Genomic DNA, 14,314 nt, shown 5'->3' with positions numbered 1-14,314 from the left:
GCTACACCTCATTGCCGATCGACACGAGCGGAGAAACCTTGCAACGCGCCCGACGACCATTAACCATTTGTTTAACATTTGATTGATTGACGCAGCCGTTTTGGCGTTAACTCCTTGTTAAGAGTTTGTTGGGGTAGCGGCAATGTTGCGTGTGTTGAGCGTTGCGATCTGTGTGTTTTTGGGCCTTTCATCGCTGACGCATGCGGGTTCCTCGAATCCGTCCACGGCGGCCACGGCACGCTCCGTGTCCTTCGAGCGCCGCGCGGCCCTGTTCGGCGCGATCCCCGGCAACACGAAGCCCTCGGCGGCAAGCGCTGCAGCCACCGGCGGCAAGACGAGCATTCCCTATGGCTGGGTGGATTTTTGCGGCCGGCGTCCCGCGGAGTGCAATGTCTCGCCGCTGCCGGCAGCCGATGTCAAACTCACAGCCGAGACATGGAATTACCTTGAACGCATCAACCGCGAGGTGAATGCCTCCATCGAACCGATGAGCAATCTAGAGCATTGGGGCACGATGATGGATCACTGGGATTACCCGGTCGACGGCAAGGGCGATTGCAAGATTTATGCTCTCTACAAGCGCAAGCTTCTGCTCGATGCCGGATTTCCACGGCAGGCGCTGCTCATGACCATCGTGCGCGATTTGAACGACGAAGGTCACACGATCCTGACGGTAAAGACCGACCGCGGCGATTTCGTCCTCGACAATCTGGCTGACCAGGTCCGGCCATGGGACGTCACCGGCTATAATTTCCTCAAGCGTCAGTCGCAGCAAAATCCCAACATCTGGGTCTCCATCAATCTGCGCGGAGACGCATCAAGAGCCTCCACCGCAAACCTTCAGGCAAGAAACTGATCTGACGCCGATCATTGCCCGTTCGATTGAAGAATGCCTTCGAGGTCATCGAGCTTTTCATTGATCAGCCAGCCATAATAGTTTTCGACCGGATATTTGCGGTTGCTGCCGCTTGCGATCGCCTGCCGCAACTCGGCGGCCCGGCGCCGTGGCTGCCCGACATTGTACAGGGTCGCTGTGATGCCGGGATTCTTCGAAATGTCGAAACCCTGCGCCGCATAGGCGTCGATGGCATCGCGCAGGATTGCCGCAATGTAGACGACGCTGCGGTCGGGATCCATGACATCGCGATAAACCGCCTGAGGCTGATCAGGGGAAAGCTTTGGAAGTTTGCTGACCTGCGAGACAAGGTCCGTCACCTCCAGGGCTGCCAGCGGGCTTATCTGACCGAGGCCAAACGTCTGACCGCCGTAGAACGGCTGGAAAAATGCCCGCTGAAGTGAAATGGGTTCATAGGCCACGTCATCGACGGTCTTGCCCCTGAATCGGTCATCCCAGACCTGATCACGGCAATTCCACAGCTCGGCGCTAGCTGTCAGCGCGGCGCAGGCGGCAAATTCCGGCCTTTTGACAAAAGCCTGGATCGTGACGCCCTTGTACCGGAAGGAGAAGTCCGCATTGGCATAGGCCAGCGCCTTGACATAATAGGTCTGCACCTTGCCGACGGCACTGACATTGTAGGTATGCTCCCCGACCAGCGCACCGACGATGTGAATGGGATCGATGTGATAGGCGCGGGCGGCATCCTTGATCTGCGCAACCAGCTTTGTCTCGCGCGTGAGCAGCGCAACGATCTGCTTGTATTTTTCGTCATATGTCGTGTTGAACGCTTTTGCCCGGTCCGCCGATGTCTTGGGGATGGGTGGCTGCGTCTCGGAACGGTTGCCCGGCGGCACCAGCACCTCATTGGCAGCATCGGCCGGTTGCCCAAGGAAACTACCGATGCCAATGCCGATGACCAGCATTGCGGCCAAGCGAGATACCGCGGGAAAGCTCATAAAGTACGTCTCCATTCTTGACCGAAAGCATAGGGGAAGCATGCGCTCGAAATATACAGGTAGGAATGTCACGCAGGTATGATTGTGGTAAAGATTGGGTCGGCACCTGCGGCTCTTTTCCACACCAGGCGCTCTTATCATGAATCCCTGTGCTGGCGAGATGCAAGAATCATGTTTGTCCATAAAAAGACCAGGCACATTGGTAAATTCCTGCACCCGTAGTATATCCTACGCGCATGCGCATACTCCTCGTTGAAGACAATCGTGATTTGGCATCCTGGCTCGATAAGGCGCTGCGGCAGGCCCATTATGCCGTCGATACCGTCTATAATGGCGAGGATGCCGACCATGCACTGCGGGTCGCCGACTATGCCCTTGTCATTCTCGATCTGTCGCTGCCCAAAATGGACGGAATGACCGTGCTGCGGCGCCTGCGCAAGAGCGGCAGTACCGTTCCGGTCATCATACTGACCGCGAATGCAAGCCTTGGCGGGCGGGTTGCAGGGCTTGACGAAGGCGCCGACGACTATCTGGCCAAACCATTCGAGATCGCCGAACTGGAGGCGCGGATCCGGGCGCAGCTCCGCCGCGGGCATAACCGGGCCAATCCCGAGATCGAGCTGGGTGAATTGCTGTTCGACGGCAGGACGCGGCAGTTCTTTCTGTCGGGCAAGCTCATGTCGCTGACACCGCGCGAGCATGCGGTGCTGGAGCACCTGATCTTCAAGGCGGGAACGACGGTCAGCAAAACTGTCCTGTGCGAAAGTGTCTTCGGTTTCAATGATTTGGCCGATGCAAATGCCATAGAGATTTATGTTCACAGGGTGCGCAAGAAGCTGGAAGGCAGTTCGGTGAAAATCGCGACATTGCGCGGCATGGGCTATCTTTTGCGCCATGGTGAATGACGGCAAGCCCCAGACGCAGTCGAAATTCCACCGTTTGTGGAAACGGCTGAGCGAGAGCCTGCGGGTCCAGCTTCTGCTCTGGATCGTTCTTCCGCTGATCGGCGTGATCTGCGTCAATCTCGTCATCAGCTTTCAATCTGCCGAGGCCACCGCCGATCTGGTCAGCGATCAGCTGCTGCTGGCGTCCGCCCGGGTGATTGCCGAAGCTGTGACAGTGGACACCAACGGGACAGTTGCCGTGGATATTCCGCCCGCTGCGCTCGAGATGTTCGATATCGGCCATGGCGACCGGGTTTTTTACCGGGTGCTGACGGCATGGGGAACCCTGGTCTCCGGCTTCGACAACCTGCCCGAACCCAAAAAGGAACAGGTGGGCGAGGATGCGATGTTCAGAGACTCTCCGGTACGCGTGCTGACATTGAACCACCCGGTGATCGGGCTGGCGCGGGATGCCGAAGTGTCCGTGTCGGTCGCGGTGACGCTGAATGGCGAACGGGCAATGCGGCAAAGGCTCTGGCTGTCGGATTTCACCAAACAGGTGCTTCTGGTTCTCGTCGCCGGTTTTGTCGCCATTGTCGGGCTGCAGCGCGGGCTCACCCCGGTCCTGCGCCTGCGCGATGCGGTGCGCGAACAGGGACGGGAGCGGCTTGATCCGTTTTCCCCCGAAACCGTGCAGACCGAACTGCGTCCCCTGGTCCACGCCCTCAACGATTATATGGAGCGCGTACAAAGCCAGATGGCTGCACAGAGGCGGTTCGTCTCCAACGCGGCGCACCAGTTGCGCACCCCCCTGACCCTGGTCGCGACCCAGGCAAGCTTTGCCGCGCGGGAACAGGACAATGACCGCCGCAACGAGGCGTTGCAAGCTCTCCGGTCCAGCACCAAGCAGCTCGCCCGCCTCGCCAGTCAGCTGCTGACATTGTCGCGCGCCGAACCGGGCAGCCGCAGGCCGCGGCGCGACAGGGTTGATATGACCGCGGCAACACGGCAGGTCCTCGACACCTATGCCGAAACGGCCTTGCGCCGCCAGATCGATCTCGGTTTCGAGGCCAGCGAACCGGCTTTCGTCGAAGGCGACGGCCCGATGCTGTCCGAGATGATCGTCAATCTCATCGACAATGCCCTGCGCTACACGCCGGTTGGCGGCACCGTCACGGTTTCCGTTTCCAAAGGTGATGAATGGGTGCAGCTTCGCGTCGAAGACAACGGGCCGGGCATACCCGACGATGAAAGAGCGAAGGTTTTCGAGCGGTTCTACCGCATCATGGACGTGCAGCCCGAGGGTAGCGGCTTGGGCCTTGCCATCGTCAAGGAAGTCGTCGACGGCGCTGATGGTACGGTGAGCTTGGGCACATCCCCGAGCGGAGGATTGACCGTGGACATCAAGCTGCCAACAATAAAACAGGACCGGAGCGAACCGGTCCTGTCTTGATCGCTGGCATGCTGAATTACTGCATGTCGGTATGCTGTTGCGGGCGCCACTTTGCCAGCCGGGTTTCGATCATGGTCATGATCATTTCCGCCAGCAGCGTAACAAGCATCACCAGGATGATGGCGGCATACATGCCGGCCGCATCAAATGTGCCTTTGGCGATCGAGATCAACTGACCGATACCAAAGCGTGCGCCGACAAATTCACCAACGATCGCGCCGATGATGGCAAAGCCGAAGCTGACGTGCAGGCTGGCGAAAATCCAGCTCATCGCCGATGGTACGATTACCGTGCGCGTCACCTGCCAGTTGGACGCCCCGAGAATACGGGCATTGGCAATCATGTTGCGGTCGGCTTCGCGCACGCCCTGAAATGCATTGGCGAACACCACGAAAAACACCATGATGAAGGCCAGTGCCACTTTGGATGCCAGTCCCAGCCCCATGATCATGATGAAGATCGGGGCAAGAACGACGCGCGGGATCGAGTTGATCGCCTTGATGTAAACCGAGAAAATATCGGAGAGGAACTGGTTGCGGCCAAGGCCGATGCCAACCAGAACACCGGCAATGGAGCCTGCAAAAAAGCCGATCAATGCTTCTTCCATGGTGACCCACAGATTGAACCACAGCGACCCTTCGGCGGTGCCCTCCGTGATCCATTCATACAGGCGCATGACAATGCCACTTGGGCTGGAATAGAAAAACGGATCGATCCAAAGCCTGTTGGCTGCAAGTTCCCAGATGCCGAGAATGCCGACCAGGATGACAAGCCGCCAGAACAAGACAGCGTGTTTGCGGCGTTGCATTGCCTTGAGAGCGGCAGCCTCTATTTCTGCGTCGGAGGTTCCGGCGCGGAAAATCGGAGCAATGTTTTCCAATGGGGTATCGGTCATGATGAAATTCCTCCGGTTCAGGCTGCCTGACTGGCGCGTCGATAGCTCATTTCCACTTCATCGCGCAGATCTTCCCAGATCGTGCGGCAATATTCGATGAAACGGGGCTCGTAGCGAATGTCAGCAACCACGCGCGGACGCGGGAGATTGATGGGATAGACGGATTTCACCGTTGCGGGTCCGGCGGTCAGCACATAGACCTTGTCCGCGAGGGCGACGGCCTCCTCAAGGTCGTGCGTCACAAAGATGACCGAGGCCTTGCGTTCCGCCCACAGGCGCAACAGCTCTTCGTGCATCACGGTCCGGGTCTGCACGTCCAGCGCCGAGAATGGCTCGTCCATCAACAGAATTTCAGGTTCATTGATGAAAGTCTGGGCCAGGGACACACGCTTGCGCATGCCGCCCGAAAGCTGGTGCGGATAGTGCTGCTCGAAGCGGGACAGCCCGACACGGGCGAGCCAGTCTCTGGCGCTGCGGGTGGCTTCCGCATGGGATTTTCCCCGGAAGAGCGGGCCGGCCATGACATTGTCAATGACATTGCGCCACGGGAACAGCGCGTCGGTCTGAAACACGAAGCCGACTCTCGGATCGATACCATTGACCGGGCCGCCCATGAGGCGCACTTCGCCGGCGCTTGGCCGGGCAAGTCCGGTGACGAGATTGAGTGTTGTGGACTTGCCGCAACCTGTCGGTCCGACAACGGCGACGAACTCGCCGGGTTCGACCACCATGTTGAAATCGCGCAAGGCAGTCAGTGACTTGCCGGTCGGTGAAACGAAGCGGCGGCTGACATTGATCAATTCAATGGCAGGGGTCTGGGATGCATTGTCTTTCATGGCAAATACCTGGGGCGTGCTGAATAACGGGCGTGCACGCAATGCCCGATACCAAGGGATCGCTTCCAGCCGCTGGCGGCCGGAAGCAATAAGCTCGGAAAGGTTATTTGGCAGCTTTCACGAATTCAGACGTGAAGGTCTTGGAAAGATCGATCTGCTTGCCTTTGACGTTCTTGGAAAAGCTCGACAGAACGTTCAGTACGGTCTGCGGACCGTCCGCCGGCATAACGCCGTCTGCGGTGAACATGCCCTTGCCGTCGGCAAGCGCTTTTACATAACCTTCCTTGTCGCCGACGTAGAAATCCTTCGGCATCTTGTCGGCAATGTCATCCGCACTATGGGTGTTGATGTATTTCAAGGTCTTGACGAAGGCATTGGCCAGCTTCTGCGTCGTTTCCTTGTGTGCATCGACCCACGATGTTTCCATATAGAGCGATGCGGCGGGATAGGTTCCGCCGAGAGCAGCCCGCGTGCTTTCAATCGTGCGCATGTCGATCAGGACGCTTGCTTCCTTGGTCTTGAGCATGCGCGAGATTGTCGGCTCAGTTGTCATGCCGGCCTGGATCTTGTCCTGCTGCATGGCGGCAATGAATGTCGCTCCTGCACCGACAGGCACGGATGTAAACTCTCCGGGCTGCAAGCCGCTCTTGAAAGCCAGATACTGCGTAAGGAAATTGGTGGAGGAGCCAAGCCCGGTGACGCCGAGGCTCATGCCCTTGAAGTCAGCCGCAGACTTGATCTCGGGGTGTTTGGTCGAAACCAGTTCGACTTCGCCCGGCGCCTGGCTGAACTGAACGATCGATTCAACAAGCTTGCCCTTGGCCTGCAGGTCAATGCAGTGATCGTAGAAACCGACAACGCCCTGGACGGCGCCTGCCAGCAGCTGGTTTTCGGCATCGACACCGGCCGGTTCGTTGAGCAATTCAACATCCAGGCCTTCGTCCTTGAAATAGCCGAGCGCTTCGGCAAGCTTTGCAGGCAAATAGATGTGCTTTTCATAGCCGCCCACCATGATGGTGATCTTGTCATCGGCATGAGCGGCGGATCCGGCACCGAATGTGCTGGCGGCCATCAAAACGGCAAAAGAAGCCGTGTGAAAAAAAGAGCGTGAAAGTGCCATTGTTCCGTCCTCGATTTGTTTCCCGCACCCTCAATTCTTTGTCACACCGTGGGTGTGTTCTTATGGATGCAGGGGTACTATAGATGACGCAACCTTTCAGTTAGCTTTCAGCGGCAAAAAGCCGTTTTTCTGTTCTGCGATGCCCCTGTGGAACCGCGGAATTCTAGGCCGACAATGCCAGAATAGCAGTTGGTTGCGGCAGCGGCATTTCCGCTGCAATGCCGTCTTCAATCCTGCTGATCTGGCCGCTGATCATGATCTGGTCCAGCGGGGCGGGCCTGCCCAGATAAAAGCCTTGCGCCGCATCGCACCCCTCCGCATCCAGAAGCGACAGCTGGCTCTGTGTTTCGATGCCCTCGGCCAGAACCGGGATGCTGAGGCTCTTGCCCAGCGCGAGAACCGCGCGAATAATGGCCTTTGCCTGCGGGCTCGTCTCGACTTCGCTCATGAAGGAACGGTCCAGCTTGATCGTATCGAAGGGAAACGACCGCAGGGTTTCAAGCGACGAATATCCCGTTCCGAAATCATCGAGGGCGATGGTGACACCCAGCTGTTTGATCTGGCGCAGGATATGCAGGGTCCGGACCTTATCGGCGATGATCGTCGATTCCGTCAGTTCGAGCTCGAGGCGGCTGGCGGGCAGCTGGGTTTCCAGCAGGATTTCATGGATCAGCTTCGGCAAGTCCGCATGCGAAAGCTGAACGGGCGACAGATTGACCGCAATCTTGTAGGCAGGCGTCCAGGATGTGGCGGCGGCACAGGCCCTCCGCAGGACCCATTCGCCCAGTTGCAGGATCAGACCGGTTTCCTCCGCAAGCGGGATGAATTCTGATGGCGGGATGAAACCGTGCTTCGGATGCTTCCAGCGCAGCAGGACTTCATAGCCGCGAACCTCGCCGGTCGAAACAGCGGTCTGCACCTGATAGTGCAGGTCGAGTTCATTGTTGTCGAGCGCCTCGCGCAGCTCCCCCGCCAATGTGCGGCGGGCCCGGACCGTTTCGTCCATTCCCTGTTCGTAGAAGCACACTGCCGTGGTCCGGTCGGCCTTGGCGCGATACATGGCAAGGTCCGCATTGTTGATCAGCATTTCCTTGGTATCGGCATCATCGGGATAGAGTGCGACGCCGATGCTCGCTCCAGGGTTCACGTCAAAATCGCCGATGCGGATGGGCTTGAACATCGCCGTTTCAATGCGTGCGAGAAACCCGTTCAGCGCTTCTCCGCTGTGTGCGTGATGAATGGCGGCAAATTCATCTCCGCCCAGCCGCGCAACGAATTCGCCGTCGTGCAACAGATCGCTCATGCGCAGCGCCAGCGTGCGCAGAACCTCATCGCCGGAACTATGCCCACGGACATCGTTGATTTCCTTGAAGCGGTCGAGATCGATGCAGACCAGCGCAATCCGGTTTCCGGTATTGCCGGCGGCGCGGATTTCCCGGTCAAGGCGGTCATTGAAGCTGGCCCGGTTGGGAAGACCCGTCAGACTGTCGTTCATCGCCATCTGGCGCAGCCGCTGATACGAATCCGCCCGTGTGCGGTCATCAATGAGGTAACTGACAAGCCCCGTACCCACGACAATCATGCCCACCAGCGCAATCGCGAGGGCCATGGCCTGCAGGGCCGCGTGATCGGTGAACGCACCCGCCGTCGACAACGGGGTTATTTTGAACGCCGTCATGCCGGTAAAATGCAGGCTGACAATGGCAAGCGCCAGCACGCCGGACGCAGCGGCCAATCGCCTGTTGAATTTGCCATTGACGGCAAGGTGCAGTGAAACGGCTGAAAGGACGACCGACAGAACAATCGAGGCCATCAGATAGGTCATGTCCCAATCGACGATACCCTGGACGCGATAGGCGAACATGCCGGTATAATGCATGGCTGCGATGGATACACCCAACAGCGAACCGCCGACGATGGAAGGCAGCCGGCCCGATCCGCTCGTGGCTATGACGAAGCTTACCAGCGCCCCGCCGATTGCGACCAGAAGCGAAACGATCGTCAGGACGGCATCGAAGGCGACGGGCGCTCCCGGATCATAGGCCAGCATGGCGATGAAGTGGGTACACCAGATCGCCGATCCTGCCGCCGTTGCCGTCAGGAAGTGCCATCCGATTTTTTCCGGGCCTGTTGTATTCGCCGCCCGTTGGAACAGGCGGAAAATTGCCCATGAACCCGATACGCAAACGAAAGCCGCAAGGAGAACAAGCCAAATGTTGTGTTTTCCGCCGATACACGCCATCACCAACATCATGATTACGGTTCTCTCTGTCCCTGTTTGCATCCTCCCGTGGTCTTCAACTACGGACAAACACTTGATGTTGAATTAACGGATCAGGTTATTATTGGGTTGATTTCCAGCTCGTCCAATGGGCGGCACACGAACGTCCCGCCGAAGCCGGTTTTTCTAAATTTGAACGTGAGCTGTTCAATCAAAATAAATCATGTCGCGACATCGCGGGGCGCCGGTTACACTTTATTCATTTCGAGGCAACCAAATGGTTCAAAATGCTATTTGGGGCACACAAGATGAAATCGGTATTGGCTCTTGCAATTGCAGCTTTGGTTTCGCTCGGCGGTATGGCTTCGGCGGAAAAGCAGACACTGAGAATAGCGACCGAGGGCGCCTACCCTCCCTTCAATTTCATCGATGCCTCCGGCAAGCTGACCGGTTTCGACGTTGAAATCGCCCATGCCCTCTGCAAGGAGATGGACGCAAACTGCTCAATCGTCACGGTGCCGTGGGTGGAGATCATCACGCGGCTTGAACAGCACGAATACGATCTCGTGGTTGCCAGCATGTCGCTGACCGATGAACGCGCGAAGCGCATGGAATTTTCCACGCCCTATTACCGTTCCCATTCGGCTTTTGCCGGCGATCCGCAGAAATTCCATGACATTTCCCCCGCTGCCTTGAAGGGCATTAAAATCGGCGCGGGCAAGGATACGATGCAGGCCGAGTATCTCAAGAAAGTCTATCCCGAAAGCACGATCATTCTGGCCGCGGATCAGCCCTCCGCTCAGAAACTGCTGACCTCCGGCAGTGTCGAGCTGATGCTGGCGGACTCGATAGAACTGCTTGCCTTTCTGCAGTCACCCGAAAACTCCAGGTTCGACTATGTCGGTGATCCGCTCACCAGCGATCTCCTGCGCAGCACATCGCATGTGACGGCCTCGAAGGGCAATACCGAGCTTATCCAGCAGGTCAACGAGGCGTTGAGCCAGATTCGGCTCAACGGAACCTATGACCGGATCAACAACAACTACTTTCCCTTCAGCATCTATTAGGCCGTTACCCGACATGCGTAATCCTTTTCAGGGAATGCAAATTTCAATGCGGGCTGCAGGCCAGCTCCTGATTGCGCTTGTCCTCGTCTATGCCGTTGCGGCGGCCGGCTATTCATTCTTCCTGCTGCAAAAGATCGAAAGCAACGCCGATTACGCGCAGGAAAACCAGCTGCCGCTCGTCCTGGCCCAGAACCGCAATGCCCTGAAGATCGAACGGCTGGCCTCGCTTGTCCGCTCGGCCTATCTCGCCCGGGACCGCGAACTGGAACGGCAGGTGCAGCTGCAGACCCATGTCCTCGCCCGAAGCTTCACCCTGGATAACAATGCGCAACTGGCCGACAAGGTGCTGGAAGTCGCCGAACAGGTAAAGCGCATCATTGCCAAGCGGGAACAGATCAGGCGAAGCGAGGCACTGGCCCAAACGAAAACCGAAGGGATTTCGGCCGGACAGCTGGATAAGCAGGCGCTCGAGGCCTATCAATCGGCCATGCATCTGACGGACAGCCTGACACAGGACCTGACGACGGATGCCGCGGCGCTCGCCTATGCGATGTCCGGCGACATTCAGAAGACCGCCAGGATGATCCAGCTGGCGTGGATCGTCATCCTGATACTCCCGGTGGCAATCGCCATCGGCGCGCTGTTCGTTGTGGCCCGCCACATCATTGCCCCCATCCATACGGCGATCAACTATCTCGGGTCGATTGACCGGCAGGAAGCGGGCGACGTCAAATTCCGCCATCCGCTGTTCCGGGAGCTCTCAACCATTTTCGATGCCATTCAGGCCTACGGCCGGGTGTCACGCGATCTGTTGAAGACCAATACCATTCTGCACACCCTGTCCGAGGAGGATGGCCTGACCCGGCTCGCCAACAGGCGCAGTTTTGAGCGAAAACTCGTTGAGGCGTTCAACACATCCGTCGAGCGAGGCGATGATCTGGCCATCGTCATGGTCGATCTCGATCACTTCAAGTCCATCAATGACCGCTACGGCCATCAGGCCGGCGATGCGTGTCTCAAAGCCGCCGCCAGCGTCCTCAGCGGCGTCTGCTCGGACCGGGTATGTCATATCGCGCGGTACGGCGGAGAAGAATTTGCCCTTGTTCTTCCCGCCTGCAGCCTGGAAGACGGTGTCTGCGTGGCAGAGGCCATCAGGACCGCCATCAGCGGCCTGCGTATCAAGGCCCCGCAGGACGACATCATAAGAATGACCGCCAGCCTTGGCGTCGCGTCGATGCGAAGCGGCGTTTTCGACAGTTCGGAACAGATTCTGGAAAATGCCGACAAAGCGCTGTACCGGGCAAAACACAGCGGGCGGAACAATGTCAAGGCAATCGCCGGACGCGACATTGCCGTACCGATCGTCGCTTGAGCCGGTAACCGGGCAGCCAACGCGCGCCGTTCTGACGCTGTGTGGATCAATCGGGAAGAATCCGGACAAATTGCGTCACTAGAAAGAAGGCGCGGAAACGTATAGGTTGTCGCTGCAACTTAAGGTTTTATTCATCCGGGGACAATGCGATGAGTCGGCCCTCAAAGTGACAAAGGCCAGCACCACTTGCCTGGCAAATGCCGGCCTATCACCCGAGCGGCTGACTGACGCCGGCCTCGGTTCCCCATATCCGATTGCATCGAACGATACTGATATAGGCAAGGCGCTTGATCGCCCGATCGAATTCTCTGTCAAATAGGAGAGAACGGCAATGACCTATCTACTTTCGACGTACTGGCCTTGGATGTTGATTGCGCTTCTTCTGGGTATTGCAGTGGGTTTCATGACCTTCCAGCGATCGGTCCAGGCATGGCGGCCGGTTTCCTGGCCAGGCTGGCTTAGACTGCTTTGTCTGCTCTTCGTCATCGGCCTCGTCGTCGCGGTGCTGAAATGGCTGCCGGGTCTTGCCGGGCAGTCTCTGGAAGCGGCTCTGCTGCTTGTCGGCAGCTACATCGTCGGTTATTTCGCCGGCAGCTGGCTGGCAAGTCTGCGCGCCGCCGAACCGGCTGTCCAACAGCAACCCGCCATGGCCCCAGCGGCGGCACCGGTTGCCGCCGCGCCGGCCGCAACGGCTCTGGCCAGCGACGGTCATCCCGGACAGCGCCCGCCATCAATCGACAGGGTTGCAACCCCTGATAATCTGAAACGGATAGCTGGCGTCGGCCATACCAACGAGATCAAACTCAACGAGCTCGGCATCTGGACGTTCAGCCAAATCGCGGCGTGGAACCATCAGAATGCGGAATGGGTCGGGAGCTACCTCGCCTTTCCCGGACGCATTGAACGGGAAGACTGGATCGGTCAGGCGGCACGGCTTGCACAGGGCCTGGAAACGGAATTCTCACGCAGGGTAGATCATGGCGATGTCCCCACATCGCTCTGACACAAGCACGCGGGAACGCCGGTTGCGGCAGGGATGACTCATTGCTGCCCCAAAATCCTGCGATCATCGAGATGTTGGAATCATGCGATGGAAAAGAGGAAGAGATGAGTGAAAAACGTTTTTCTGTCCCCGTTGCAGTACGATTGGGCATTGCGGGACAGAGGATGATCTACAGCACATGGGAAGCGGTAGAATGTCTCAAAATCCACTGGCCGCGCAATCACGGCCCCAAATACCGGAAAGCACTCCAATCCTGTATGGACGCCCTTGATGGGTGGAAACCAGCCCACAAGGCCCGGCGTGCATTTGTCGATGCAGCACGCGAGGCCGGCATTTTCCTTGAGGTCAAGCCTCTGCATTAGCCTGCCTCGCCTGATCGCTGTGGTCGCGGTAAATTGCGGTGCCGTGCTTATTGCGCATTCGACATAGAACTATTCCACATTTGCGATGCCATCCCGTGCCGAAGAGCGCTATGAAAACGCCATAAGGGAGCGCACGGGATGGCACAGGCCAACGGCAACACACAACGATCGAGAGCGCGGGACATCGGCATTGCTCCCGGCCACTATCCGCCCGGTCCGCTCAACGCGATCAGCGATGTGGCTGGCGTGCGTGTGGGGCACGTGACGATTGTCGAAGGCGAAACCATCCGCACCGGCGCCACCGCGATCCTGCCGCATGGCGGCAACCTGTTCCAGGACAAGGTACCGGCCGCGATTGCCGTGCTCAACGGTTACGGAAAGTTCGCCGGATCGACCCAGATCGAAGAGCTGGGCGAGATGGAAACGCCGATCCTTCTGACAAACACGTTGGCAACCGGCAGGGCCATCGAAGCCATCAACCGCTGGACCCTGTCGCAGCCGGACAACGGCCAGCTGGTCTCCATCAATGCCGTGGTCGGCGAAACCAATGATTCCCGTCTCAATGACATCCGCAGCGGGCGCCCCAGCATCGAGGAGATGGCCGCAGCGCTTGCAGCGGCCACCGACGGCCCTGTCGCGGAAGGCAGCGTCGGCGCGGGCACGGGAACGGTGGCCTTCGGCCTGAAAGGCGGCATCGGCACAAGTTCCAGACGCGTCAGCACAGGCGGCAAGGATTATACCGTCGGCATTCTCGTCCAGTCCAACTATGGCGGGCATCTGCGCATCGATGGCCAACCCTATGCCAGTTCGGCAAGTGAAGACCGGGACGGCTCCATCGTCATCATCGTGGCCACCGACGCGCCCCTGTCGGACCGCAATCTGAAGCGTCTGGCCACACGCGCTTTTGGCGGCCTCGCCCGAACCGGTGCGGCGCTGAGCAATGGTTCGGGCGACTACGCCCTCGCCTTTTCCACCGCAACCGAGGTTCGCCGCACGAAAAAGCAGCGCAAGAAAGTCACGGCAATACCGGATTTGCCCAATGAGCTTGTGTCGCCGCTGTTCGAGGCAGCCATCGAAGCAACGGAAGAAAGCATCCTCAATTCCCTGTGCATGGCGCAAACCACCGAAGGTTTCAATGCTGGCACATCAAGCCCCAACCGGGTCGAGGCCATCTCGCTCGCGACATTGAAGCGCCTCGCCCGCCGGTGATTTCCCGGCCGGCGCACCCTTTTTCATACCAAGGAGTT

Annotated in this window: 13 protein-coding genes; 8 read left to right on the top strand and 5 right to left on the bottom strand. The window is 58.4% G+C overall.

Translation table 11 applies throughout. The features are described from left to right. Positions 1-142: 142 nt before the first annotated feature. Positions 143-856, top strand: coding sequence for a transglutaminase-like cysteine peptidase (locus ACP7B1_RS21795; protein WP_346305086.1), 714 nt, complete (start codon positions 143-145; stop codon positions 854-856). Between the two features lie 11 nt (positions 857-867). On the opposite strand, the gene ACP7B1_RS21790 is transcribed toward ACP7B1_RS21795, so the two are convergent. After that, positions 868-1,854 (bottom strand): DUF1402 family protein, encoded by a 987-nt coding sequence (locus ACP7B1_RS21790; RefSeq protein ID WP_426137251.1) that lies wholly within the window; start codon positions 1,852-1,854, stop codon positions 868-870. A 236-nt stretch (positions 1,855-2,090) separates the two neighbouring features. On the opposite strand from ACP7B1_RS21790, the gene ACP7B1_RS21785 reads away from it, so the two are divergent. Then, entirely contained in the window at positions 2,091-2,759 is a 669-nt protein-coding gene (locus ACP7B1_RS21785; RefSeq protein ID WP_105733521.1) for a response regulator, read from the top strand. Continuing rightward, positions 2,749-4,191 carry a sensor histidine kinase gene (locus ACP7B1_RS21780; RefSeq protein ID WP_346305087.1) on the top strand — a complete coding sequence of 481 codons (1,443 nt, stop codon included), beginning with the start codon at positions 2,749-2,751 and terminating at the stop codon, positions 4,189-4,191. Before ACP7B1_RS21785 ends, ACP7B1_RS21780 begins: the two co-directional genes overlap by 11 nt. A 16-nt stretch (positions 4,192-4,207) precedes the next feature. Here ACP7B1_RS21780 and ACP7B1_RS21775 read toward each other — a convergent pair whose 3' ends face one another. From ACP7B1_RS21775 to ACP7B1_RS21760, 4 genes are all read right to left on the bottom strand, one after another. Then, positions 4,208-5,086, bottom strand: coding sequence for an ABC transporter permease (locus tag ACP7B1_RS21775; RefSeq protein WP_346305088.1), 879 nt, complete (start codon positions 5,084-5,086; stop codon positions 4,208-4,210). A gap of 17 nt (positions 5,087-5,103) precedes the next feature. After that, positions 5,104-5,922 carry an ABC transporter ATP-binding protein gene (locus ACP7B1_RS21770; protein WP_223614899.1) on the bottom strand — a complete coding sequence of 273 codons (819 nt, stop codon included), beginning with the start codon at positions 5,920-5,922 and terminating at the stop codon, positions 5,104-5,106. A gap of 103 nt (positions 5,923-6,025) precedes the next feature. Then, positions 6,026-7,042 carry an ABC transporter substrate-binding protein gene (locus tag ACP7B1_RS21765; RefSeq protein ID WP_223614898.1) on the bottom strand — a complete coding sequence of 339 codons (1,017 nt, stop codon included), beginning with the start codon at positions 7,040-7,042 and terminating at the stop codon, positions 6,026-6,028. A gap of 163 nt (positions 7,043-7,205) precedes the next feature. Next, positions 7,206-9,296 carry a putative bifunctional diguanylate cyclase/phosphodiesterase gene (locus ACP7B1_RS21760; RefSeq protein WP_346305089.1) on the bottom strand — a complete coding sequence of 697 codons (2,091 nt, stop codon included), beginning with the start codon at positions 9,294-9,296 and terminating at the stop codon, positions 7,206-7,208. Between the two features lie 275 nt (positions 9,297-9,571). Here ACP7B1_RS21760 and ACP7B1_RS21755 point away from each other — a divergent pair, with 275 nt between their 5' ends. The 5 genes from ACP7B1_RS21755 to ACP7B1_RS21735 all read left to right on the top strand — a co-directional run bounded on the left by ACP7B1_RS21755 (position 9,572) and on the right by ACP7B1_RS21735 (position 14,276). Further along, positions 9,572-10,330: a transporter substrate-binding domain-containing protein gene (locus ACP7B1_RS21755; RefSeq protein WP_223614896.1), complete on the top strand. Its 759-nt coding sequence runs from the start codon at positions 9,572-9,574 to the stop codon at positions 10,328-10,330. A gap of 46 nt (positions 10,331-10,376) precedes the next feature. Continuing rightward, positions 10,377-11,702 (top strand): GGDEF domain-containing protein, encoded by a 1,326-nt coding sequence (locus ACP7B1_RS21750; protein ID WP_346305090.1) that lies wholly within the window; start codon positions 10,377-10,379, stop codon positions 11,700-11,702. Between the two features lie 331 nt (positions 11,703-12,033). Continuing rightward, on the top strand, positions 12,034-12,705 hold the full coding sequence (locus ACP7B1_RS21745; RefSeq protein ID WP_426137250.1) for a hypothetical protein: 672 nt from the start codon (positions 12,034-12,036) through the stop codon (positions 12,703-12,705). A 41-nt stretch (positions 12,706-12,746) separates the two neighbouring features. Further along, positions 12,747-13,067 (top strand): DUF982 domain-containing protein, encoded by a 321-nt coding sequence (locus ACP7B1_RS21740; RefSeq protein WP_346308490.1) that lies wholly within the window; start codon positions 12,747-12,749, stop codon positions 13,065-13,067. 138 nt (positions 13,068-13,205) lie between these two features. Next, complete coding sequence (locus ACP7B1_RS21735) at positions 13,206-14,276, top strand: P1 family peptidase (RefSeq protein WP_346308491.1); 1,071 nt, start codon at positions 13,206-13,208, stop codon at positions 14,274-14,276. Positions 14,277-14,314 lie beyond the last annotated feature (38 nt).

The organism is Phyllobacterium sp. SL163, assembly GCF_049896885.1.
Classification (GTDB): domain Bacteria; phylum Pseudomonadota; class Alphaproteobacteria; order Rhizobiales; family Rhizobiaceae; genus Phyllobacterium; species Phyllobacterium calauticae.
Note: the sequence above shows the minus strand (reverse complement) of the source record. Positions and strands in the feature narration are given on the sequence as shown.